This window comes from Tundrisphaera macrotermitis, from assembly GCF_051175315.1.
Classification (GTDB): Bacteria; Planctomycetota; Planctomycetia; order Isosphaerales; family Isosphaeraceae; genus Tundrisphaera.
In genome coordinates this window covers 1,886,543-1,911,565 of the sequence record NZ_CP195100.1, presented here as the reverse complement: position 1 = coordinate 1,911,565, position 25,023 = coordinate 1,886,543, and the positions used below count along the sequence as shown (strand labels likewise).

At 72.4% G+C, this 25,023-nt stretch carries 10 protein-coding genes; 5 read left to right on the top strand and 5 right to left on the bottom strand.

Features of this window, described 5'->3' with window-relative positions; all coding sequences use genetic code 11:
* The 4 genes from TA3x_RS07895 to TA3x_RS07880 all read left to right on the top strand — a co-directional run bounded on the left by TA3x_RS07895 (position 1) and on the right by TA3x_RS07880 (position 6,429).
* Positions 1 to 222, top strand: a complete 222-nt coding sequence (locus tag TA3x_RS07895) for a hypothetical protein (protein ID WP_435019978.1) — start codon at positions 1 to 3, stop codon at positions 220 to 222.
* A 60-nt stretch (positions 223 to 282) separates the two neighbouring features.
* Complete coding sequence (locus tag TA3x_RS07890; RefSeq protein WP_435019976.1) at positions 283 to 1,320, top strand: DUF1559 domain-containing protein; 1,038 nt, start codon at positions 283 to 285, stop codon at positions 1,318 to 1,320.
* A gap of 116 nt (positions 1,321 to 1,436) precedes the next feature.
* Positions 1,437 to 2,828: a nucleotide disphospho-sugar-binding domain-containing protein gene (locus TA3x_RS07885; RefSeq protein ID WP_435019974.1), complete on the top strand. Its 1,392-nt coding sequence runs from the start codon at positions 1,437 to 1,439 to the stop codon at positions 2,826 to 2,828.
* 268 nt (positions 2,829 to 3,096) lie between these two features.
* Complete coding sequence (locus TA3x_RS07880; RefSeq protein ID WP_435019972.1) at positions 3,097 to 6,429, top strand: hypothetical protein; 3,333 nt, start codon at positions 3,097 to 3,099, stop codon at positions 6,427 to 6,429.
* A gap of 25 nt (positions 6,430 to 6,454) precedes the next feature.
* Here the strand turns inward: TA3x_RS07880 and TA3x_RS07875 are convergent, their stop codons facing one another.
* The 3 genes from TA3x_RS07875 to TA3x_RS07865 all read right to left on the bottom strand — a co-directional run bounded on the left by TA3x_RS07875 (position 6,455) and on the right by TA3x_RS07865 (position 17,129).
* Complete coding sequence (locus tag TA3x_RS07875; RefSeq protein WP_435022313.1) at positions 6,455 to 10,861, bottom strand: hypothetical protein; 4,407 nt, start codon at positions 10,859 to 10,861, stop codon at positions 6,455 to 6,457.
* Between the two features lie 34 nt (positions 10,862 to 10,895).
* Positions 10,896 to 13,271: an SUMF1/EgtB/PvdO family nonheme iron enzyme gene (locus TA3x_RS07870; protein ID WP_435019971.1), complete on the bottom strand. Its 2,376-nt coding sequence runs from the start codon at positions 13,269 to 13,271 to the stop codon at positions 10,896 to 10,898.
* Between the two features lie 171 nt (positions 13,272 to 13,442).
* Positions 13,443 to 17,129, bottom strand: coding sequence for an Ig-like domain repeat protein (locus TA3x_RS07865; protein WP_435019969.1), 3,687 nt, complete (start codon positions 17,127 to 17,129; stop codon positions 13,443 to 13,445).
* 558 nt (positions 17,130 to 17,687) lie between these two features.
* Here TA3x_RS07865 and TA3x_RS07860 point away from each other — a divergent pair.
* Entirely contained in the window at positions 17,688 to 22,034 is a 4,347-nt protein-coding gene (locus tag TA3x_RS07860) for a beta strand repeat-containing protein (RefSeq protein WP_435019967.1), read from the top strand.
* Between the two features lie 27 nt (positions 22,035 to 22,061).
* Here the strand turns inward: TA3x_RS07860 and TA3x_RS07855 are convergent, their stop codons facing one another.
* Together TA3x_RS07855 and TA3x_RS07850 are read right to left on the bottom strand one after the other, a co-directional pair.
* Positions 22,062 to 23,411 carry a hypothetical protein gene (locus TA3x_RS07855; RefSeq protein ID WP_435019965.1) on the bottom strand — a complete coding sequence of 450 codons (1,350 nt, stop codon included), beginning with the start codon at positions 23,409 to 23,411 and terminating at the stop codon, positions 22,062 to 22,064.
* 522 nt (positions 23,412 to 23,933) lie between these two features.
* Positions 23,934 to 25,022, bottom strand: coding sequence for an NAD(P)/FAD-dependent oxidoreductase (locus TA3x_RS07850; protein ID WP_435019963.1), 1,089 nt, complete (start codon positions 25,020 to 25,022; stop codon positions 23,934 to 23,936).
* Position 25,023: the final 1 nt, after the last annotated feature.

The window sequence follows — 25,023 nt, the reverse complement described above, 5'->3', positions numbered from 1 at the left end:
ATGGACCGACCCGAACGATGCGCGGCCGTCACGCGACGCGCCGCCCTGGGGCTGATCCCCGCGGCCCTCCTCGCGGCCGCGGCGACGGGCTGCTCGCCGGCCGGGCGGGCCCCGGCCCGGAAGGGCGTCGCCCGCGACCGCCTCAAGGAGATGCGGGCCCTGCGGGGCACCGGCGACCCGAGGCGGCGGGCGGCCCGGCCGACGGACCCCGCCCGCCGGTGATCCGCGGGCCGATCATTCATGACGATCGACATTCAACCAGATCCGACGGAGGTCACATCCATGACGATACGGCATCCCCCCGGGGCCGGCCCGGGACGCGGCGGATTCACGTTGATCGAGGCGTTGGTCGCGCTGGCCATCATCGGCGTCATGATCGCCCTGCTCCTCCCGGCGGTCCAGGCGGCCCGCGAGTCGTCGCGCCGGCTGCGCTGCTCCGCGAACCTCAAGCAACTCGCGCTGGCCTGCCACCATTATGCCGACGTTCATGGGGCGTTCCCCATCGGCAAGTCGATGATGTTCGATCCCGATCCGGCGCTCAACTTCTACGGCGAGGCGCAAAGCCTGTTCGTCTCGATGCTGGCCCAGCTCGACCAGCAATCGCTCTTCAACTCGGCCAATTTCAGCCGGAGCATCTTCGCCTCGGCCAACTCCACCATCTACGCCACCGGCCTGGAGGTCCTGTGGTGCCCCAGCGACCCGTCGATCCGGATGACGGTCGAGTACCCGCTGTACGAGGACCCGCTCAAGGAGACGATCCGGTTCGCCAGCTACGCCGGATGCACGGGGACATGGCACGCCGACCGGTCCATCGCCCCCGGCCACATCCCCTGCAAACAGGCCGCGCAGATCAACGGGATGTTCATCACGAACCGGGGCGTCTCCTTCGCGGAGATCAGCGACGGGGCCGGCCAGACGATGCTCCTGGGCGAGCGGGCGCACGGGCTCCTGACCGGGGACGACCTCCGGTTCTGGCACTGGTGGGCCGACTCCGTGTCGATGGACACCCTCTACTGGACCATCTTCCCGATGAATCCGTTCTCCAGGATCCCCGACACCGCCGAGCCCCGCAGCAGCGCCTACACGTCGTCGGCGTCGAGCTTCCACGCCAACGGGGCCTACTTCGCCTTCGCCGACGGCTCGGTCCGGTTCCTCAAGGACTCGATCGACTCGTGGGCGACCGACGCCACCGGCTACCCGCTGGGCGTCTCCGAGGACGACCAGGGGACCTTCCACCTGAAGCCAGGCACCCGGCTGGGGGTGTATCAGATGCTCTCGACCCGCGCGGGAAATGAGGCGATCTCCGCGGACTCGTACTGACCCCGACTCGCCGCGATGTGCCCGTGATGCGCGACGGCCCCCGTCGTGCCGGCGGGACCGCGCGCCCGACTTGAACCTGATTCGTCATCACCCCTCGATATCACAAGGGAACTCCGATGAAGATTGGCTTCTTGAGCCTGCCCGCCTCGGGACACCTGAACCCGATGACCGCGCTCGCCCGCCGGCTCCAATCCCGCGGGCACGAGGTGATCTACCTCGGCGTGCCGGACGCCGAGCCGGCCGTCCGCGCCGCCGGGCTCGCCTTCCTCCCCTACGGCGAGGATCGCTACCCGCCGGGCTCGATCCCCCGGATCTTCGAGCCCGTCTCGCGGATGGCCGGGATGGAGGTGCTCGACCACACGCTGCGGACGATCAGCCCCGGCCTCTTGGAGGTGGCCTTGCGGGACCTGCCGGGGTTGCTGGCGGGATCGGGCATCGATGCGATGGTGATCGACAGCGTCTACTTCTTCGCCCAGCTCGTGCCGATGGGCCTGGGCATCCCCTTCGTCAGGGCCTGGGCGATCCTGCCGATCCACCCGGCCGCGGCCACCCCGCCCGCCTTCGTCAGCTGGCCGCACGACACGACCCCGGAGGCCCTCGCGAGGAACGCCGAGGGGATGGCCGCCTTCGGGGCGCAGCTCGAACCGCTGGCCGCCATCGCCCGCCCCTACGCCGAGGCGGTGGGCCTGGACATCGACTGGTCGGATCCGACCGCGACGTTCTCCCGGCTGGCCGAGATCGTCCAGACGCCCGAGGCATTCGACTATCCGGGCGTGGGATGGCCCGCCCAGTTCTACTTCGCCGGGCCGTTCCACGATGGCGAGGGCCGGGAGCCGGTGCCGTTCCCCTGGGGACGTCTGGACGGCAGGCCGATCATCTACGCCTCGCTGGGGACGCTGGTCAACGGCCGGGATGCGATCCACCGGGCCATCCTCGACGCGACGGCGGGGATGCACGATGTCCAGCTCGTCTTCTCGGTCGGCAAGAACGCGGACCCCGGCGATCTCGGCCCGATCCCGCCGGACGCGATCGTCGTCCCGGTCGCCCCCCAGATCGACCTGCTCAAGAAGGCCGCGCTCTGCATCACCCACGCCGGGATGAACACGACGCTCGAAGCCCTGGGCCAGGGGGTCCCGCTGGTCGCCATCCCGATCGGCTACGACCAGCCGGGCGTCGCGGCCCGGATCGCCTACCATCGCGTGGGCGAGTTCGTCGAGCCGGAGGATCTCACGCCGGAGGGCCTCGCCGCCGTGATCCGCAAGGTGCTCGGCGACCCGGCCTACCGCGACCGGGCCCGGTCCTTCCGGGCGGCGATCGAAGCGGCGAACGGCCTCGAAGTCGCCTGCGACCTGATCGAGCTGGCCTTCGGGAGTCGGCTCGCGACCCCGGCGGATTCCCCGCTCGCGGGGCGCACCGCCGGGGCTCAGGGGGCGATCGGGATTCGCGTCCCGCCGCCGGCCGGGCCGGTGCTCCTCCCCCCTGTGAACATGCGGGCGGGATCGCTATAACTTGTCCTGATCGGCCGGGCGCGATCGCCCGGCCGGGGAGCAATGACGCCGCGGCCCCGCCCCCGACCCGCCGGCGCGGATCGGCATGAACCGCCGGTTCCGGGGGAGGTCGGGCCCTCCGAAGCGAAGGGATGCGACGATGGCCCCCCGATCACGCCCGCCCGGTTCCCCCCCGCGTTCGGCCCGGCAGGGATCGCCGGAGGCGTGGGCGACGGGCGATCCCTCGCGGCGTGGACCGGGGCGACTCCCGATCGTTTCCCTCGCGGCCGTGGCCTGGTGGCTGGGGATCGCCGCGGTCGCGGCGCGAGGGCAGGCGGAGATCCGCGATTTCACCCGGCCGATCCCGGTCTTCAACTCCGGGGGGCATCACGCGCCGGTCCGGGCCATCGCCTTCACGCCGGACGGCTCGCAACTCCTGACGGCCGGATTCGACAAGGTCATCCACGTCTGGAATCTCCGCGAGGGCCGGCCGCAACTCGCGCGGACGATCCGGCCGCCGATCTGGCGCGGGGCCCGGGGCCGGATCTACGCGATGGACCTCGCCCCGGCGGCGGATGCGGCCGGCCAGAGGATGCTGGCGGTCGCCGGGCTCGGCGTGGAGAGTCGGGGCGGCGGCATCACCCTGTTCCGCTTCCCGGGGACGCATCCCGAGGCCACCGGCGACGTCGATGCCTTCCTCCCGAGCGGGCAGCGGGGGGATCCGGCCCCGCAAGGCCACACCGACACGGTGATGTGCCTGGCCTTCTCGCCCGACGGGAAGCGATTGGCGACCGCCGGCCTGGACGAAACCGCCCGGATCTGGGATGTCGGGGCGAGGCCCGTGCGGACCCTGGCGATCCTCCGCGGGCACGCCGATGCGGTCAACGTCCTGTCATTCAGCCCGGACGGGGGACGGATCGCGACCGGCGGGGCTGATGGCGTCATCCGCCTCTGGGACGCGACCACCGGGAACCCGATCGGCCGGGCCACGCCGGCCTGGGACGCCCGCGATCCCGGCGGCCGCGTGCTGCTGGCGATGGCCCACAGCCCCGACGGGCGTTGGGTCGTGGCCGGCCGGGAGGATGGCCGGCTGTTCCGCTACGACGCGGCCACCCTGGGGGGCGAGCAGGCCCTGCCCACGACCGCCCGGCAGGGCCCGGTCGAGGCCCTGGCGTTCAGCCCGGACGGGAGTCGGCTCGCCGCGAGCCTGGTGAGCCGGCGGATCGGCCGCCCCTCGGACCTCCCCGAAGTCGGCTGCGACATCGAACTCCGCGACATGCCCCTCGGCACGGTCCGGTCGCTCGTCGCCGCCACGACGGACCTGGCCCAGGCCCTCCGGTTCGGCCCCGATGGCTCGACCCTGGCCTACGCCGGGGGGGACGCGCAGCCGGTCTTCCTGAAGGACCTCCGGGACGACCGGGCGGCCCCCGTCGAGCTTGCCGGCGTGGGCGCGAGCATCTGGGATGTCGGTTTCGGCGGCGACGGCCCGACGGTCGGGCTGTCGGATCGGCGGCCCGACCGGGCCGATGCCCCCGACCGGTACACCTCGTTCGACTTCCGAACCCGGGCCGTGGCGACGCTGCCCCGGGACGGGCTCGTCCGCGCGCTGGCCTCCGACGGCGGGCTGACGATCCGGCCGGTCGGGCCTTACGAACTCGACGTGGTCGATGCCCAGGGCCGGGGCCACCGGCTCCGGCTCGATGCGTCGCAGGATCGCCGGTGGTGGTCGTATGGGCTGATCCCCCCGGGCCCCGGGCATCCCCGCCGGACGGTGGCGATCGGCTGCGAGGCGGGCGTCGTCTTCTTCCGCGCCGACACCGGCGAGCGGACGCGGATCTTCGCCGGGCACGAAGGGCCGGTCTACTCCCTGGCCGCCTCTCCCGACGGGCGTTGGCTGGCCACCGGGTCGTCCGACCAGACCGTCCGGCTCTGGCGGCTGGCCGGGTGCGATGCCCTGCCCCCCCTCGGCGCCCGGTTCGAACGGACGCCGGAAGGGGGCTGGAAGGCCGCTGGGATCGAGTCGCGAGGCTTCGCCGAGGCGGCCGGGCTCCGGGAGGGGGACCTGATCGACCGATTCGTCATCGGGGAGGAGTTCCTCGCCCCGGAGGCGTTCCTCGGGCGGGTCGGCTCGGCACCGCCGGGCGTCCCCGTCCAGTTCCGCGTCCGCAGGGGGGCCGAGCTGGTCAATGTCGGCACGACCCGCCGCGACGGGCCGGCGCTCAGCCTGTTCCTGGGCCGGGACCGGGAGTGGATCCTCTGGATGCCCGAGGGCTACTACCAGACCTCGATCGCGGGGGATCGGCGGCACCTGGGATGGCACCGGAACCGGGCCCGGCCCGACGAGCCGACCGACTACTTCGCCGCCGACCGATTCGAGGCCGAGTTGCGCCGGCCGGCCCTCCTGGACCGGCTCTTGGAGACCGCCGACCCGGCGCAGGCCCTCGCGTTGGTGGCCGCCCCGGATCGGGACGGGGCGGCGGTCGTGGGCGAGGCCCGGCCGCCGACGATCCGCCTCGACGTGCCGGGCCGGAGGGCCGATCGGCCCCTGGCGGTCGGCGACGGGGAGTTGCCCTTCCTGGCCCGGGTGGCGGCGGACGGGGGGCCATCGATCCGCTCGCTCCGGGTGCAGGTCGACGGCCGTCGCGAGCCGCCGATCGTCTTCGACCCGCCCCGCGCCGAGGCGGCCGAGCCGATCCGGGTCGCCCTCGCGCCGGGGCCCCACCGGGTGACGGTGACGGCGGCCAACGATCGCGGGAAGGAGCGGTCGGAAGGCTTCGACGTGACCTACGACCGGCCCCGGACGGCGCCCCCGGGGCTGGTCATCCGGGCGTTCGGGACCAACCGCCTCGCCAGGCTCCCCGATCGATCGATCCGCTACGCCGACCGCGATGCCCGCGACCTGTCGGCCTTCTTCGCCGAGCCCGGCGGCAAGCGTTGGTTCGACCGGATCGACCGGCCGGAACCCCTGGTCGGCGAGGCGGCGACGGCGAAGCAACTGGGAGAACTGCTGGTCGGGCTGGACTCGGATCGGGAAGCGGGCAAGATCGGCCGGGGCGACGTGGTGATCCTGGCCCTGGAGGCCCACATCGCGGGCGGCGACGGCGAACCGGTCCTGGTCGGGGCCGACTCGGGGGACGGCCTCCCGCCGTCCGACTCGCTCCCGGCGTCGAGGGTGACGGAGTGCCTCGCCGGGCTGGCCAACGACGGATGCCGCGTCATGCTGCTGCTGGACGGGGTCCACCCGTCGGCCCCGAAGGAGTGGCGGGGCCGGGCCGATGGCTGGGTCCGCGACCTCTGGAAGCGCGACGTGATCGCGTTCGTGGCTTCGAATTCGGGGCCCGGGGAACGGGACATGGACGGCCGGCACGGGGCGTTCGCCCAGGCGATCCTGGACTCGTTCGATCTGGCGGCCCGGTCCCGGTCCGGCGCGGATCCGCATGGGCCCGTCAGCCTGCGTGAATTCCAGGAGGTCGTCGTCGGGCGCGTCCTCGAACTGACGAGCCGCCGCCAGGTCGCCTCCTGCTACATCCCGGAGACGATCCCGAGCCGGCTGCCGATCCTGGCCCCGCCCGAGGGGGCCGGCGATGGGGCGGCCCCGGGACCGCCCCCGACCCGCCCCTGACCGGCGGCGGGCCCGGCCCCCGGGCTCACCGCTCCCCGCCCGGCACCTCGACGAGCGGGAACGAGTCGCCCGGGACGGCGAGGACCCGCGGGGGCGGATCGGCCGCGTTCGGCCCGGGCCCCTCGCGGCGGGCCAGGGCCGGGAACCGCGAGGCCAGTTCGGGGAGGGCCAGCCCGGCGAACGCCTGCAACTCGGCCGTGGTGATCACGCCGTCCCGGTCGGCGTCCGCGCCGGCCGCGCGATCCAGGGGCGAGGCCCCCGGCAGCGGTTCGAGGCCGGGGGCGCCCATGCCCTTCAGCAACGCGTAGGTCAACAGGCCATGTTGCAGCGCGGCCGACTCGCCGGCGGGCTCGCCCCGCCGGGCGGCCAGCAGATAGGTCGTCCGGGAGCGGTGTGCCCCGTCGTCCAGGCGCCTCCGCACCATCAGGACGCCCTCGTCGTCGAGCAGGGCCCCCGCCTGGCAGGCATCGACGATGACCAGGCGATTCAGGGCGTCGATGCGGGCGAGGTTGCCGTACACCCGGGAATAGGGGAGCACGTGCCCGGCCGCATCGGCCGGGGGGGCGGCCGGGCCGTCGGCAAGGGGGCCCCTGGTCGCCAGCTGGGTCGTCGCGGCGGGCCGGCCGCCGGGGAAGGGATACTCGGGCAGGAGCAGGCAGAACCGATCCCCGATGATGCCGGTATGCCCGGCGAGGAAGACCACGATGGTGTCCTGGGGCCGCCCGCGGGCACGCTCCTTGAGCCGGCCGAAGGCCGCCTCGACGCGCTCCTGACTCACCTCGCCATCCGCCAGGACGATCCGCTCCCCCTCCGCCCCAGAGCCCGCGAAGCCGTGGCGGCCCAGGTGGGCGGCGACCTCCTCGGCATCCCGGCGGGCGAACCGGAGCGGGCTGGACCGATAGCGGCTCACGCCGATGGCCAGGACGTGCATCTGGCCGGGATTGTCCGGCCCGTCGTAGCGGACCTCGACCTCATTGGACCGGCCGTCCGACGAGCCCGGCCGGCCGGCCATCAGGTAGAACCGGTTCGGCCCGCCCCGGAGTCGGACCGTTGCGCGGATCCTCCGCCGCCCCGGCTCGAAATCGAGCCCCGACTCGTCGCGGACCGGCACCCCGTTCTGGTAGAGCCGGACGTCGCGGGCATCCGCCTCGCCGAGCGAGATCGTCAGGACGACGTCCCGGTCCTGGCCCCGCTGGACCGGCCGGGCCGGGGGATCGATGGCGACGAGCGGCGCCCGGCTTGCCGCCGGCCTGGGCAGGCCGGGGGCCTGGCCCCGGCGGATCTGGTCCGACAGGCCGGGGGCGTGGTGGGTCTCGTAGAAGTTCCCCAGGGGCAGGACCTCATCGCGACGGAGCAGGGTCACCCGGTCCGCCGAGCCGGGCGAGCCATCGAACAGGCCCTCGGGCGTGTAGACCACCCAGGACCCGCCTTCCGACGCGGCCCGGGGCGGCCCGGGAGGCGGAGCGATCGCCGGCAGTGCGGCCAGGGTGCCGAGAAGGCGGGGCGGCGTCCCGGCCAGGTTCCAGAACCGCACGGTCGCGTCGTCGCTCCCGCTGGCGATCAGCCCGGCCCCCATCGCCGCGAGGGCGGTGACCTGCTCGCCGTGGCCCGGCTCCAGCCGAATCGGCCTGCGAAGGTTGCTCGTCGGCCAGGCCCAGATCGACTTGTCCTCCCCGGACGCGGCGATCCAGGACCGATCCCGGCTGAAGACGATCGCGCGGACCGGCGGGCCGGATTCGCGGAGCCGATCCGCCGGGGCGTCCCGGCCTTCTTCCCGGATCAGGATCCGGCCGTCCCTCGACCCGATCGCGACGCGACGCCGGTCGCCGGGGTCGAACCGCACGGCGGTGACCATCGCCCCCGGCGAGGCGAACGAGGCCAACGGCCGCGGACGCTCCCCCGCCGCGTCGAGGCCCCATAATCGGGTCGTCCCCCCGGCGTCGGACGTGGCCAGGGACCGGCTGTCGGCCGAGAACGCGACCGCCGACATCTTGTCCTCGTGGTCCGGGGCCGCGATCGTGAACCGAAGGCGGCCGGTCTCGGCCTCCCACACGCAGGCCAAAGGCCCTTCCGAACTGCACGCGGCGATCAGCCGGCCGTCCGGGGAGATGGCGACCATCTGGTCGCCGTCGAGCGCGGTGCTGGCGCCGAACTGCCAGCTCACGGGCCCCGATCCGCCCCGGGCCAGGGGGCGGGCCAGCGGCGTGGGCCGGGCCCGGCCGCTCGCGCGATCGACCACGACGACCTCGCCATCCGGGGACCGCGCCAGGGCCAGGAAGGAGGCGTCCGGCGCGATCGCCCCCGAGGTCCATCGCCCCGCGATCGGGGCGTACCCGCCCCCGTCCCTGAGGTCCCACACCCGGGCGTCGAGGTCCCGGGTGATCGTGAGCATGATGCGGGAGTCATCCGACAGGCCGACCCCCGCGAGCCGCCCGCGACGCGCCGGGATCCGGCCCCGCAGGTCCCCGGCCGGGAGATCCCAGGCCCGGATCCCGCCGTCCTGGTCGCCGGCCGCCAGCGTCGTCCCATCCGGGGCGAAGGCCAGCGAGGTCGCCTGCCCGCCGCTCTCGGCCCCCTCCAGCGTCACCGGCACGGCCCCGGGGCCGTCGCCCATCCGCCAGATCTGGACCCGCCCCCTCGCCCGGTCGCAGAGGCCGAGGTATCGCCCGTCGGCGGAGAATCCCATCTGCTCGGGGCGGCCCGCGACGGCGAGGGGCGTCGGAGGCCCTTCGCGGCCGAGATCGACGAGAAGGACGGACTCCCCGACCGCCGCCGCGAGCCGTCCCGAGGCCGAGATCGCGAGCCGGTCGGCCTCACCGCCCAAACGAACCCGGCGGGCGTCGGCCTCCCGGGCTAGGTCCCAGACGGCGAGGTCGCCGCCGTCGATGCCCGCGGCCAACCAGTTCCCGTCGGGAGAGAGCGCGAGCCGGATGGCGGTGCCCCCGGGCGGTTCGAGTTCCCGGACCGGCTCGCCCGACGGCCCGAAGAGCCGGATCGGCTCCTGCTCCGCGGCGACCGCCAGCACGACGCGGGCCTCCGCGCCGGCGCAGGCGGCGACCGATGTGACCTCCGCGGCCAGGGGCCGGGGCGCGAGGGGCCGCGGGCCGATCTCCCAGAGCCAGGCCTGGCCGTCCTTGTCCGCCGAGACGAAGTGCCGTGCGTCGGGGAGCGGCGTGAGGGACGTGATCCGGCTGCGGTGCGGATGCGGGCCGTCCCTGGGCTTCTCGGCCGCGTCGCCGGCGGCGAGGTCCCAGAACCGGACCTGGCCCCGGCCGTCGCCGGTCGCAAGCCAGCGGCCATCGGGGCCGAGGGCCAGGCAGTCGATCCCCTGGATGTGCGACGAGTCGGGCAGGCCCCGGAGGAGGGTCCGGTCCCCGGCCCGCCAGATCTTGACGGTCGAGTCCATGCTGGCGGTGGCCAGCCGCCCGCCGTCGGCCGTGAACGCGGCGGCCGTCACCCGGTCGCCGTGCCCCGTGGGGAGGAGCCATCGATCGGGCGGGTCCGCGCGGACCCGGACCTCGCGGGCCCACAGGGTCCGATCCGGCGGGATGTTGCCGAGCGTCCGGAATCCCTGGCGGGCCAGCGCCGGGTCCCGATTCATCGCGTCCAGGCAGGCGAGCAGGTTCCGGGGGCGGTCGGGCCGTCCCAGGCCGCGGATCAGGGCATCGACGAACCGGCTCCGGCCGCCGGCCGGGGTCCCCTCGCTCGCGGGCGACCCGTCGGCGGCCAGCCAGGCCGTCACGTCGGGCCATCGGGCCAGCTTGCCCAGCATCGTCTTGCCCGGGGTGCGGCCCGTCGGAGCCGCCCCCGAGGCCCGCTTCCGGTCGGGCTCGTCGGCGGTCCGGCCCTGGAGCGACGTGTCGAGCCAGCAGACGACGGGGTTCCGGCCGCCCGACGCGAGGGCATCGATGGTCGACTCGATCGACCATCCGGTCCGGTCGAGATTCGCGAGCCTGGCGTCGCTCGGGAGGAGGTACTCGCGCCCGGGCGTGCCCGGGGCGGCCCCGGGCGGCGGGGGGACGCCGATCGCCTGCCCGGCGAAATAGATCACCACGAGGTCGCCGGGGCGTGCCCGCGCGCCCAGCCAGTCCCGGGTCGCCCAGGCCAGGTTCGACCCCGTCGGGGCCAGGTCGGCGACCTGATCCTCGGCCCGGCCCGGCGTGGCGACACCTTGATCCTGGAGCAGGAGAAGATTCCGGGCGCCCCACCCCGCCTCCAGGAACCATCGGCGGACCTCGCGGGCGTCGCGGACCGCGGCGTTGCACCCGGGGATCGCCGGATCTTCATATCGGTCGATCCCGACCAGGACCGCCCAGGCTTCGGGCGGGCGCGGTTCCTGGCCCTTAGCCGGAGTCGGCCCGGCCAGGAGGGCCAGAGCCGCCAGGGCCGAGATGAGCCGGGGGAGTGCGGAGTTCCGGGCGAACGGCGTCATCACGAGCCAGCCTCCCGCGTATCGGTCGGGTCGGTCAATCTTGACGATCGGGGAGTCCGGGCCCGGAGGCCGTGCCCGCCGGGGCATCCACGACGATCCGGAACCCCAGGTCATTGGCCGCCGTCGCGGCGGGCTCGGACGCGCGGAAGGTCGTGCCGGCCTGATCCTGGCCCGATTTGAACGAGCCGCCGCGGACGACGCCCAGGCAGTTGGAATCGTCGCATCGCGGCCCTTTCGGGTCGTCGACCCGGCTCGAAGTGGCCAGGTAAGGCCCCCACGCGTCCGAGCACCACTCGCGGACGTTGCCCGCCAGGTCGAAGATCCCCTGTGCCGTGCGGTCGTCGCGATAGCTGCCCGGCTTCGCCGTGGGGACCGGCTCGTCGAGGCTGTCGACCCGGGCCAGGCTGGTGATCCCCGCACCGTCGTCCCCCCAGACGAAGCGTCGCTCCTGCCCGAGCGAGCGGGCGGCGTATTCCCACTCGGCCTCGGTCGGCAGTCGGCCCCCCGCCCAGGCCGCGAATTCCTCGGCGAGCCGGCGGTCGATCCCGACGGCGGGGTATTCCATGGCCTCCGATTCGGGCAGGTGCGACCTGTCGGTCAACTCGGCCCACCCGTCGCGCCAGGCCGGGGGCTGGTCGCCGGGGCCGATCCCCCGCTCGCGGAAGAAGGCCGTCATCTGTCCGTAGGTGACCTCGGTGGTCTGCAAGTAGAACGGCGACAGCCGGACCCGGTGCGCCGGGCGATCGTCGCGGGTGTCCGGCCCGGAATCCGCGAAGTCGCCCATGACGAACTCGCCGCCCTCGATCCGCGCCAGCCGGATCGATCCCGGTTCGCGAAGCCCGTTCCCGGCCTCGCTCGCGAGCATCAACCCCCGGTCTTCGGATCGGTATCGGACGCGGGCCGGGCCCGGGCGTGCCGGGGCCGCGGGCCCGACCGGGCCGGGACGACCATCGATCGACGTGATCTCGATGGGCGGGGAAAGCACATCTGGGCTGATCGTCGTGTTGGCTTCGTTCGGCCGCTTCGCCCCGGAACCCGGGCCGAACATCACCCAGACGGGGTAGATCAAGAGCGCCGCCAGGCAGGCCAGCCCCAGGACGAGTTTTCGATGCCGCTTGGCTTCCACGGGCCGCGTCGGGGGCACCGCCGTCGACGGATCCTCCGCGGGCCGGGTCGTCGGCGAGGGGTCCCGGCGGCCGGGCTCGTCGCCTTGGGTGGTCTCCAGCCGGGGAGGCGGGGAGTCCACGGTCTCCGGCGGCGTGAATGCGGGGGGAGCGGCGAGCCCGGACAAGGCCGCATAGGACTCGGTCGGCGCGAACGAGGCGGGGAGTGCGGCCAGGAATGCCTCCCACAATGCGCGGGGGGATTGGGGCCGATCCTCGGGCGACTTGGCCAGGCAGCGGAGGACGACCGCTTCCAGCCCCTTGGGCAGGTCCAGGCCGGGCGCCTTGGCGGCGAACGGGGGCGGGGGCGTGTTGATCAGGTCGTGGTAGAGCCGGATGATCGGGCCGCCGAACGGTCGATGCCCGGTGAGGAACTCGTAGAGGATCACCCCGATCGAATAGAGATCGCTCCGCCCATCCACCGACTCCCCGAGCACCTGCTGGGGGCTCGCGTAGGTGGGCGTGAAGCCGGCCCCGCCGGTCCCGGTCTGGAATTCCTCGCGGTCCTGGGAGTCGAGGATCTTCGCGATGCCGAAGTCGAGGACCTTGAGGATCTCGCGCCCGGGGGGCCGGCCGGCGACCAGGATCAGGTTGGAGGGCTTGAGGTCGCGATGGATGATCGAGAGGTCGTGGGCCGCCTGCAGGACGTCGCAGAGCTGCGCGAGGATCCGGGCGATCCAGTCCAACGCCTGGGGGACGCCGGGCTTGAGGATGCGGTCGAGGCTCTCCCCCTGGACATAGGCCATCTCGATGAAGGCGGCATCCGGGGCGACGTGGGCATCGTGGACCGCCACGGCGTTGGGATGGGAGAGGCGGGCCATGACCCGCGCCTCGCGCCGGAACCGGGACAGCGCGTTCTGGTCGAAGGCATGCCTGGGCACGATCAGCTTGATGGCCCTGTGGGTGTCCAGCGCCAGGTGGCGGACCAGCCACACCGAACCCATGCCCCCCTCGCCCAGCTTTTTCTCGATCTGATAGCGGCCGAAGATCACCTGCCCGGGGGCCAGCGGGCCGATCGGTGTGAGAGCATCTCGTTGCGACGAGGCGCCTCCGGGGCCCGTGCTCGGCCTCGCCTGATCCGCGGCGGTCGGCGGGGCATCGGCGGCACCGGGGCCGAACTCGGCAGACGTCCGGGTCGGGAACGGGTCGGCCGGGGCCGGCCTGCCCTCACCGGGGACGTGCGGGGCCCAATCCGGGCTTCCCCAGGGCCGGTCGAAGGGGCTGGTGAATTCGTCGCTCGATCCCATGATGTGACCGCCCGTCTCGCAGGCCCCGGCGCCGAAGTAGCCCTTCGCCGCGGGCTGGACCCGCGACGAGGAGGGGGTTCCCGGACCCGGATTCGCGGGCCGGGGCACCCCAGGATATCAAGCCGATGGCCCGGCGGGGAGCCGCCATGTGAGGGCCGGGCCGGCCTGGCATCAGAGCTTCAGCGACAAGGTCGCGGTGCCGCCGACCAGCGGGGCCCCCGCCACCCCGCGCAGCCCGCCCGCCGCGGTGGACGCGACCTGCAACTGGTATCGGCCCGCCTTCGGTTTCTTGCCCAGCGTCAGCGTGACCGTCGTCGACCCGGGGGCATAGGTCACCCCCTTCAACCTCACCGCGACGGATCTCGTCTTCCCTTTCTTCCCCGACATCATCGTCAGGACATAGTTCGCCGTCGAGCCGGCCGAGGCCGGGTCCAGGGCGCCATCGAAGCCCACCTGGATGCCCAGGAGCTTCCCCTTCTTCCGCGCCGCCGTCGCCCGCACCGCCCGCACCGTCGGCACCGGGATCGGCGACTCCGCCGTCACGCCGATCGGGGCGGAGCCGCTGGACAGGAAGGCACCGCCGCCGACGAACCCGGCGGCGATCGTGTGGGGCCCGGCCGCCAGCGTCGTGACCGGTGAGGCCGCCACCCCGCCGCCATCCAGCGGCACCGGGCCGCCCAGCGGCGCGCCGTCCAGATAGAACTGGACCAGGCCCCCGGGGGTCCCGGCCCCGGCGACCGCCGCGGTGACCCTGGCGGTGAAGACGAACGGCTGGCCGGCGACGACGCGGGGCGACGCGACCTCGACCATGATCGAGGTGGCCGCCTCGATCTGGATCCGGGTCGCGGCCATGGGCGCGGTCGGCTCGATCGACGCCTGGCCGTCGCCGCCGATCGCCACGGCCGCGAAGCCGTAGGAACGGCCAGCCTCGCCCGGATAGACGGCCTGACGCTCGGCCGTCCCGGACAGCCAGGGGGTGAGCGGCCCGCCATCGACCGAGACGAAGACGTCATACCCCGCGATCCCCGCGGGCGACTCCCCGCCCCAGGACACCAGGATGGCGGGGCTGTTCGACACGGCCGGGAGCGGATCCACGAACGCGGTGGGCCGTTCCAGGCTGATCGACTGCGCCTGGTCGGTCGCCAGGCTCGGCAGGAACCGGCCGGTCCCGGAGAACGACGCACCGAAGAAGTGGAAGCCCGGCGGGATCGGCACGCCGGCCGGCAGGGCCGCCAGGCCCGAGCCGTCCACCGCGACCGGGCCGCCGAGGGGCTGGCCGTCGACGGTGAACTGGACCGTCCCGGTCGGCACCCCGGCCCAGGCCCCATCCGGCGTGGTCACCATCGCGGCGATGCCCGAGGGCACCCCCGAGGCGATCCTGCCCGACCCGAGCAGGACCGCCGTCGCGGTCGCCGCCCGCGTCCGGACCAGGGTGGAGGACTGCGGGCCGGGCGGCGTGGCGGAGCGTTCGCCGAGCCCGTTGATCGCGACGACGGCGAACCCGTAGGTGTGACCTTCGACCCCGGGATAGGTGGCGGCGGTGCCGGGGGTCGCGACGAACCACGGGGCGAGCGGCCCGCCGTCGACCGAGACGAAGACGTCGTACCCGGCGATGCCCGAGTCGGACTGGCCGGTCCAGCGGACCTCGAACGGGTTGTCGCGGACCTCGGCCGGCAGCGGCACGACCGACGCGGTGACCAGCGAGCGGACCACCGAGGCCTCGGCCGGGCCCGCCTCGCTGGCCAGGAACCGACCCGTGCCGGCGAAGCGTGCGGCGACCGAGTGGAGGCCCGCGGCCAGGGTCGCGATGGCCGGCGAGGTCGCCACCCCGTCGGCGATCGCCACCGGGCTGCCGAGGGGCTGGCCATCGACGAGGAACTGGACCGACCCGGTCGGCTGTCCCGCCCAGGCCCCGTCGGGCGTGGTGACCGTCGCCACGAAGGTGGCCGGCTGCCCGGCCAGGAACTGGGGAAGCGAGGGCCGGACCGCCACGGCGGTCGCGGCCATCGTCCTGACGGTGGTGAACGCCGGGGCGCTCAGGTTGGACCTCAGCCCCGACTCGTCGATCGCGACCGCGGTGAAGGCGTAGCGGTGCCCCTCCACCCCGGTGTAGTTGGCCGTCTTGAGCGGCGTGCCGGTGAGCCAGGGCTTCGAAGCCCCGCCGTTGTCGGAGACGAAGATGTCGAACGTCCGGGCGTCCGCGGAGGAGAGATTTCCCCAGAGGACGGGGAATGACAGGTCGTGGACCTCCGCCGCCAGGGGGGTCAGTTGGGCGGTCGGGCGGGTGAGCTGGAGTTGGCCGATCACCGCGCCGCCGGTCCCGGGCAGCGTCAACCCGGCCAGGCTGGAGGAGGGCGTGCTCGCCGCGAAGGAGCCGATCAGCGTGACGCCCCCCGAGGGGGAGACTCGCAGCCCGTTCACTCCATCGCTGCCGGTCCCGCCGCCGGTCACGACCGAGACCGCCCGGCCGTCGGAGGCGGCGATCTGGGCCAGGTAGATGTCCTGGCTGTCGATCGTCGAGCCCTGCGCGAGCGAGCCGAACGGGGACGCCCCCTTGTAGCTGCCGGCGAGGAGGACCAGGCCCTGGCCGTCGGTCGCGATCGCATCGGCCGAATCGGTCCCGCTCCCGCCGAGGCTCTTGACCCAATCGGTATTGCCCGAGGCGTCCAGCCGCGCGACGAAAATGTCCTGGCTGTTGCCCTGGCTGGTGAAGCTCTTTGGGCTAGATGAGCCTAGGGTGTAAGTCAACTTGTTGGAATAATTGCCGGTGGCGTACACCCGGCCGGCGGCGTCGACCGTGAGGCCGGAAACCGAAGGGCTCCCCTGGACGAGCCGCTTGGCATACTCGACCTCGCCGGAAGAGTTCTTCAGCTTCAAGACGTAGGCCAGGCTCGTATTGGTATCGGGCCTCAGCGTCGTGAAGCCCGTGTTCACGGACCCGAATGTCACGGCATCGAATGTCGTGGACATCAGATACAGGTCGCCGGCCTCGTCGATCGCGGTCCGCGTCGTGCCGAACGCCGGGGTGTTATAGGATTTGACCCAGCCCCCCTCGGAGCCGATCCCCCCGTTCGGGCCGACCCGGGCCACCAGCCCCCCCTCTTGCAGCGGGGAAAGGTTGAATCTGCCCAGGTAGTTGTTCGACGTCCTCGGGGTCGAACTGTAGACGGCGACCCCCGAAAAGCTACCGTCGCCCTGGCATGAGTAGGTGCCGATGAAGTAGGCGTTGCCCGACGCGTCGACCTCGACCGAATTGATGTTGGCGTTGAATCCAGGGTCGGAGTCGAACAGGAGGCGATACACGAACCGGCCCTGGCTATCGAATTTGATCGCGAAGCCCAGACCCTCGCTCCCCGTGTTATTCAGGACGACGGAGCTATCATTGTTCGGCGTGGCGTAGATCGGGGCATCGATCCGCGTCGGGAACGTCGAGGAGGTCCCGCCCACGACATAAACGTTCCCCTGGGCATCCGCCTGAACGTCGGAAATCGACAACGCCACGTTGGCCTCGGGGGCCTCGGCCGTCCCCCCGCCGATGTTGACCGCCCAGATGGCCTGGCCGTCGCCGTCGAGCTTGGCGACATACTTGCTGCCTTTGGTGAGGCTCTTGGAAAGTGGCGCCAGGCCCAGCGTCTGGTCGTAGGAGCCGGCCAGGTAATGATTGCCGGCGGCGTCGGTGGTGCTGGAGAAGAAGCCGGGGGAGGTATTGGTCGCCTGGTTGACCACGTTCGCGACGGCGACGGGCGTGATCGCCAGCAACGCGCGCGGCTCCAGCCCTTCCGCGGCCAGGTGGCGCGCCCGGAGCGGGCGGCGAGCGGAGGCGGGGCGGCGGGGGTCGATGGGCTTCCGGGTCGGCATCTTGGATGTCCCGTTCCGTCCGAGGGGGGGATCAGGCGGTGATCTCGGCGGGCGACGAGGGGGTGACGGGGTCGTGCCATCGTCGTCGACGAGATCCCGGTGGGCAAGCGACGTAAAAGGGGCCTCGACTTCGAGGCGTCGATCGGGCTGATCCGGGATCGGCGATGACGCCGCACCCGTGCGGCCGTTCCGGCCTTGGTCGGACGGCGGGAAACGTGTCGTCGATCCGGTCGGCCTGGGCCCATCCGGCGGGTCGCCCTGCCGGCTGTGCGATGTGTGGATTCGAGGATTTTATGCAGCACGAAGATGTTTCTTCAAGGAGAATTTGCACGAATCAGGTCTGATGTTGATATTCCGAACCAAGGAATCGGCGGGGGCAAGAATCCGGCCCCGCCGCCCGCGGGGCCGCCCCATCTCGTCCGAAGACTCGGGTCGTCGCGGTCGCCCCGGTTCGGACGGCGGGCCGGTCGGCTTCGACGGAAGTTGGAAGGGCGTGCGGCGAGGTACGGGGGATAATCCATGCGTATTGATGCCGTCGCCAGGGGAGGATGGGTTCTCATGCGTGCTCAGAATCGTTGCGGTCGGTCGGGTCGCGACCGGAACCGGCGGCGGGCCGGCTTCGAGGCGATGGAGTCGCGCGAATTGCTCGCCACCTTCACGGTCGCGAGCACGCAGGATTCCGGTCCCGGCTCGCTCCGCCAGGCGATCCTCGACGCCAACCTCGCCCCGGGGGCGGACCGGGTCGTCTTCGCCATCCCCGCGACCGATCCCGGCTTCCGCCCCGCCTCCGGGGGCGTGCCGGCCTCCTGGACGTTCCGCCCGTTCTCCGCCCTGCCCACCATCGAGCGCGACCCGAGCACCCCGGCCGTCCCGAATCCCCTGGAAATCGACGGCACCAGCCAGCCGGGATACGCCGGACGGCCGATCCTCCAGATCGACGGGACCTTCGCCGGGGTCGGGGTCTCCGGCCTGACGATCACGGCGGGGGATAGCACGGTCCGCGGTCTGGCGATCAACCAGTTCCAGTTTGCGGTCGGTGCCAGCGGCCTCCGTTTCGGCGGGAATGGGATCGAGATCTCCCGCAATGGCGGCAACCTCATCCAGGGCAATTACCTCGGCCCCGACCTCGGCGCCACCAATCGCGTGGGCAACGGGCGGACCGGGCTCCTGATCGACAACTCCCCGAATAATCTCGTCGGCGGGACGGGCCCGGGCCAGGGGAACATCATCTCCTCGAACCGGGCCGGTGGCCTCTTCATCACCGGCGCCGGGGCCTCGGGCAACGTCGTCCAGGGCAATGCCATCGGGACCAACTTCGAGTCCAACCCGGCGGCGGACATCGCCAACCTGATCGATGGCGTCGAGATCAACAGTGCGTCGGGGAACACCATCGGCGGTACCGCCCCGGGCGCCGGAAACGTGATCGCCCGGAACAACGGCAACGGCGTCTCGATCCGCGAGACGACGGCCACGGGCAACGTCGTCCAGGGGAATTTCATCGGGACCGACCGTGCTGGCAGCGTCGCCCTGGGGAACCTGCTCGACGGCGTCTACATCGAGGGGGGCCAGAACAACATCATCGGGGGGACGGCCCCGGGCGCCGGGAACGTGATCGGCCGGAACCGGATCGGCGTCGACATCCAGCCTTCCCTGAACAACCGGGGCGTCCCGACCGCCGACGCGACCGGCAACCTGGTCCAGGGGAACCACGTCGGCCTGTTCCCCGGGCCCGAAGGCGTCGCGAGCCGGCTCGACAACCTCACCGACGGGATCGCCCTGGGCGGGTCGCGGAACCTGATCGGCGGGCTGGCGCCGGGGGCCGGCAACGTGATCTCGCGGAACGGGGCCAACGGCATCTCGGTCGCGGGGCGGAACCTGGCCACCGGGGGCCGGATCGGCGTCGGCAACGTCATCCAGGGGAATCGGATCGGCACCGAATCCGGCGGCGCGGACCGGTTCGCGAACGCCCAGGCCGGGATCGTCATCAACGCGAGCGACTCGAATCAGATCGGACCGGGCAACCTGATCTCGGGCAACGGTGCGGAAGGCATCCTCATCCTCCAGGCCCAGGCGACGGGCAACGTCGTCGCCGGGAATCGCATCGGGACCGACGCCTCCGGCACCGCGGCCATCGGCAACGGCGGGGCGGGCCTCCGGATCGCGGATGCCGGATCGAACCTGGTGGGGGGGACGACCGCGGCGGCCCGAAACCTGATCTCCGGCAACCAGGGGGCCGGGGTCGCGATCGCCGGTGCCGCCGCCCGGGGGAATCGCGTCGTCGGCAACTTCGTGGGCACGGATCTCACCGGCCGCCTGGCCCTGGGCAACCGGCAGGACGGCGTCAACCTCGCCGCATCCGCGACGGCCAACGCGGTCGGCGGGCCGGGCGCGGGGGAATCCAACCTGATCTCGGGCAATCTCGGCAACGGCATCGCCATCATCGGCGGCGGGGCCGGGGCGAACCTGATCCAGGGGAACGATATCGGGGTCGATGTGGCCGGCTCGACGCGGCTGGGGAACTCGGGCAATGGGATCCTGGTCGACGGGTCGGCGGGCAACCTGATCGGCGGGGCCGCCCCCGGGGCCGGCAACCTGATCTCCGGCAACCAGTTCAACGGCATCTTCGTGTCCGGCGCCGCGGCGACGGGGAATGAAATCCAGGGCAATCTGATCGGCGTCGATGCCACCGGCATGCGGGGGGCCGACCTCGCGGGCGGGCCTCTGGGCAATGTCGGCAACGGCATCCTCCTGAGCGACGCCCCCGCCAACCGGATCGGCGGATCCCTCCCCGGCCAGAGGAACATCATCTCGGCCAACCTCGCGGCGGGGATCCAGATCTTCAACGTGGGGGCCTCCGGGAATCAGGTCCAGGGGAACTTCCTGGGGACCAATCGCGAGGGGACCGCGGCCCTCCCCAATCTCACCGAAGGCATCCTCATCAACTTCGCCCCCGGCAACCTCATCGGGGGGACGGATCCCGCATCCGGCAACCTCGTCTCGGGCAATCAGGGGGTGGGCGTCCGGATCCAGGGGGCCGGCGCCTCCGGGAACGTCCTCGCGGCCAACCGGATCGGGCTCGATGCGTCGGGGCGCTCCGCCCTGCAGAATGGGCTCAGCGGCGTCCTGATCGACGGCGCCGCGGGAAATGCGATCGGCATCGCGGCGGCCGGCGCGGGGAACGTGATCTCGGGCAATGCCGGTTCCGGGATCCAGATCAACGGGCCATCCAACCTCGTCCAGAACAACGTCATCGGCACCGACGTGGCCGGGGGCCTCGCCGTCGCCAATCAGATCCACGGGATCGCGATCAACGGCGCGGCCGGGAACCTGATCGGCGGGCCGGGGGCCCTGGCCGGCAACCTGATCTCGGGCAACGGGCAGGATGGGATCTTCGTGACGGGGGTGGCGTCCTCGTCATCCGGCGCGATCGATCCGCCGGTCGTGATCCAGGGCAACACCATCGGGACGGACGCCTCGGGGACCTTCGCGGTGCCGAACCGGGCGAGCGGGATCCTGATCGAAGCGACCGGCTCCGCCCAAGTCGGGGGGGATGTCCCCGGGGCCGGCAACCTGGTCTCCGGCAACGGCGGGCCCGGCGTGGCGCTCTCCGGGGCGGCCTCGACCGGCAATCGGATCTCCGGCAACCGGATCGGGACGGATCGCGTCGGGGGATCGCCGATCGGCAATTCGGTCGGGGTACTGCTCAGCGGCTCGCCCGGGAACCTGGTGGGCGGGGAGTCCGCGGCGGCCCGGAACCTGATCTCGGGGAATCGGCAGGCGGGCATCCAGGTCGTCGGCTTCGGGGCCTCGGCCAACCGGATCCGGGGGAACTGGATCGGCATCGATGCCGAGAGCAGGATCCCCCTCTCCAACGGGATCGGCGTGCTCATCGACGGGGTGGGCGAGAATCAGGTCGGCGGGCCAGAACCCGGCGCGGGGAATGTGATCTCGGGCAACGACACGACCGGGATCTACATCATCGGCCAGGAGGCGACCGCCAACGTCGCGGCCGGGAACATCATCGGCCTCGACGCCACCGGCCGGTTCATGATCGCCACGTCCGACTCGGCCGATCCCGACGCGGCGATCCGGGCCCGCCAGGACGTCGGCGTCCTGATCAACGGGTCCGTCGGCAACGTGATCGGCGGGGTGGCACCCAACATCATCTCGGGGAACGTCGTTGGGGTCGAACTCTCCTCCCTCAACGCCAACCTGGCGGCCTCGGCGCGTCCGAATCGCGTGCTCGGCAACCTGATCGGCACCGACGCCACCGGCCTGTCGCCCGTGGGCAACCTCTACGGGGTCTTCATCAACGGGCTCTCGGATAACGTCATCGGCGGCCCCGGGGCCGGCAACGTCATCTCGGGGAACACGGCGGTCGGTGTCGAGATCTTCGGGGCCCTGTCCGCCGGGAACCTGGTCCAGTCCAATCTCATCGGCCCCGGGGCCGACGGGCGGGCCGCGTTCGTGACCCCGGGCCGGGGCGGCCGGTTCGTCCAGCCGATCGGCATCGGGATCCAGGATGCGTCGGGGAACCGGGTGGGAGGCCGGGCGGCCGGCGAGGGCAACACGATCGCCGGCAACGATCAGGCGGGCATCTACATCCTGGGGCAGTCGAATTCCTCGCGGGGGAACGTCGTCGTCGGGAACGTGATCGGGATCCGATCACGGGGGAAGAAGGCGCTGGGGAACCGCCTCTACGGCGTGCTCCTCTTCAACGCCCCCGACAACAGCGTCGCGAGATCCGGCCGGGGTGCCAATCGCTTCGCGGCGAACGGGATCGCCGACTTCCGCGAATTCACCGGCCGCCGTCGCGACGGCGGCGCGGCCGCCTCGACCGGCGACCTGGCCACGGCGGTCGCCCGGGTGGTGGGCATGGCCCCATCGCGCAAGAAGCCACGCTGAGCCGGGCCCTGCCCTCCCCCGCCCCGCTCATCCGCCCAGGACCGGCGGCAGCGTGCGGCGCGACCCGCCGAACCGGACGTTGAACAGGAGGAGCCACTCGTGGTCGAAGGGCTTCGGGTTGGTCACCGGGTTGACGAAGCCGAATGTGAGGATCGACCGCTGCGAGAATTCCAGGTTCAACCCATAGGTGAGATTCACGATGTCGGGGGTCCCCGCGGGGTCGTTCTGATTGAACGGGTCGCGGTGGGTCAATGGGTTATTGACGTGGACCTCGAAGGTCGGGACGACGGCCGTCAGCCATCGTGACGCGTCGGCGTTGCGATAAACATAGTAGCCGATCCCGATGTCGTTGTAGACCATCGTCACGTCGCGGACCGAGGAGGGGACGTCGAGCGCCGAGAAGCCGTGGAGGTAGAAGTCCCCGCGCCTCCAGATGTATCCCAGGAAAGGCTGGATCGTGGTCGAGCGGACGCTCTGGACGTAGGTGGCGCCGGCGAACTGGTCGGGGCCCGTCGGCGGGGTGACGACGATGCCGGCGGAGATCAGGCTGCCGGTCGCCGGGTCGAGCTTGAGGATGTACTTGGCGAAGAAGCTCACGTCGCCCAGCGCGGTGCTCGTCCCCCCCGGCTTGCGGAACGCACCTCGGATCGTGGAGTCGGCCGTCAGGGTGTTCAGCGGCAGCCTCACCCCGAATGAGCCCCGCGCCGAGTCGAACGTCTTCTCGAATCCGAAGATCTGGCGATAGACCCTGAGGTTGCCGACCGGGGAATCGAACCGACTGTTGACCTCGCCGTTCACGTTGGAGAAATAGTTGAACGAGTAGAAGACGCGATCCTGCGGCTGCGGCGATTGGTTCTCGCCGATCTTGAACCCGCGCACGGTCGGGGCCAGGGAGGTGACGCGTCGCGGGCTCGGCGGCCTCGGGAAGCCCGGCGGCGGGAAGGGTTGCGGTAGCGCGGGGGCGGTCGGAACGGAGACCTGGAGGGCCCTGAACTGGGCCCCGAGGTCGCCGAGCATGTTCAGGGCACCGCCCTGCGACGACAGCCCGCCGCCCAGGCCGGATGCGGTGGCCGGCGACCCCGCACCGCCTCCCCCCGCCCCGGCCCCGCCGCCGTCGGCCCCGGCCGCACCCGCCATCGGGGATGGCGAGGCCGACCCCGATCCGTCGCCGCCGAATGGGCTTGGGTCCGCCCCCGGAATACCGCCCGGCACCCCCGAAGATCCCGGGAAATCGCCACCGGCGGCCATCCCGGGGGCCGGGTACGGGGATTGCGGGCTCCCGATCCCCCGGCCCGGGTCGAACCGTTCGGAGATGATCGGCTCCTGGGCCCGGGCCGGGGCCGAGCTGCTGCATCCCACCAGGAACGTCGCGAACAAGACGCCCAGTCGTCGGCTTGACCTGTCCATCGGATGGGGTCTCGCTCGGAACCAAAAGGCCATGATCCCGCCCGGCGGGAACCCCGGAGACCGCGGCTCGCCTCCAAGGCGGCGATCTCGACCAAGGGCCATCGCGAGTCGGGCCGTCCGAATCGCTACAACCCTATCAATCGTCAATCTCCGCCGGCCAAATCAATCTTCTTCGGATCCAGATGGCTGAAAGATCGTGGTGCGTGCCGGGCGGGTCGCGTCCGCATCGGTGGGCTCGGCGGGGACGCGGGCCGACGGGGGGCGTCGGCCCTGGCGATCCTTCCCATCGCTCATGGGCCCGCCCGGTCCTCGCGCGAGGGGATCAAGGGAAGGGATGGAGGATGATCTCCGCCTGGGGCAAGGCCGGGGGCGGCGGCGAAGGGGGGCCCGATATGTAATGCGTCTTCCTGGGGCTCGCCTCCCGCGTTCATGCTTGAACTTCGATCGATGGGGACCGGGGATTCGATCACGCAGAAATGGCGCGAAGCGTGCCTAATCCGAGCGTCGCCGCCAGAATTCCGCCCTCGGCCAGCGGCGTTCGAGTCGATACCAGGCCGCGAGATTCCGGCGATAGGCGAGGTCGATCCTCGCGAGGGAGCTGGAGTAGCTCGCGAAGGCCGAGCCGTCCCCGGACAGGGCGCGATCGGCCGCCTCGGCCGCCGCGAGTCCCGTGTGGAGGGCGTGGAACAGCCCCTGCGCCGACAGGGGGTCGAAGCTCATCGCGGAGTCGCCCGCGGCGAGCCAACCGTCGCCCGCCGGGGGCGTCAGCGTGGAGCTGGAGGCGGCGATCACCCGCGGGGGCTCCGCCCCGAGAAAGCACGCGTCGGCGATCTCCGCCGCCAGGGTGGGCGATCGGCCCGCCTTCTCGACGAGGGCGGACCGATCCCCGAGGATGGCCGCCGCGGGCAGGTCCGCGTCCGTGTGCCAGGCCAGCACCCTCCGACCGGTCGGGAGACGGGCGGTGTACCACCAGCCGTCGGCGTCCGACTCGGTGAAGGTCGCACCTCCCCGCCCGCCCGGCCCCGCCGCCAGTCCGACGAGCCACCCGCAGATCAGGCGATCGCGCGTGCGCCTGCGCCCGCCGAAGGGCTTGAGCAGGCCGGACATCCTCCCCCCGCAATCGATGACGATCTTCGCCTGGACCGTGAACGTCGAGGCCCGATGCCGGACCCGGGCGACCCATCCATCCCCCGAACGATCCAGGCCGGCCAGGCGGGCGGGGGCGAGCAGCGCGGCCCCGCGGGCCTCGGCCGTCTCCCGGAGCCTCGACTCGAACCGCACGCGGTCGAGATGCCACCCGTGGCCGTCCAGGTCGGCGAGCGAGTCGCGCTCGATCGCGGCGGAATTCCCCCAGACGCTGCGGGCGACGTAGCAGGGCGAATGGCCGTCCTGGAGGAAGTCATCCCAGAGGCCCATGTCCGCGAGCAGACGCCGGGCCGCCGGGGCGAGCGACTCGCCGATCCGGTCGGCCGGCCGTTCGAGTCGCTCCACGACCAGGACCCGCCTGAGCGGGGCCAGGTTGAGCGCCGCGGTCGCCCCGGCGGGGCCCGCTCCGATGATGATGACGTCGGCTTCGATCATG

Bases quoted from the DNA above. Each gene is read 5' to 3' on its own strand.
- TA3x_RS07895 (WP_435019978.1), top strand. From the start codon at position 1: ATGGACCGACCCGAACGATGCGCGGCCGTCACGCGACGCGCCGCCCTG.
- TA3x_RS07890 (WP_435019976.1), top strand. From the start codon at position 283: ATGACGATACGGCATCCCCCCGGGGCCGGCCCGGGACGCGGCGGATTC.
- TA3x_RS07885 (WP_435019974.1), top strand. From the start codon at position 1,437: ATGAAGATTGGCTTCTTGAGCCTGCCCGCCTCGGGACACCTGAACCCG.
- TA3x_RS07875 (WP_435022313.1), bottom strand. From the start codon at position 10,861: ATGACGCCGTTCGCCCGGAACTCCGCACTCCCCCGGCTCATCTCGGCC.
- TA3x_RS07870 (WP_435019971.1), bottom strand. From the start codon at position 13,271: ATGGGATCGAGCGACGAATTCACCAGCCCCTTCGACCGGCCCTGGGGA.
- TA3x_RS07865 (WP_435019969.1), bottom strand. From the start codon at position 17,129: ATGCCGACCCGGAAGCCCATCGACCCCCGCCGCCCCGCCTCCGCTCGC.
- TA3x_RS07860 (WP_435019967.1), top strand. From the start codon at position 17,688: ATGCGTGCTCAGAATCGTTGCGGTCGGTCGGGTCGCGACCGGAACCGG.
- TA3x_RS07850 (WP_435019963.1), bottom strand. From the start codon at position 25,022: ATGATCGAAGCCGACGTCATCATCATCGGAGCGGGCCCCGCCGGGGCG.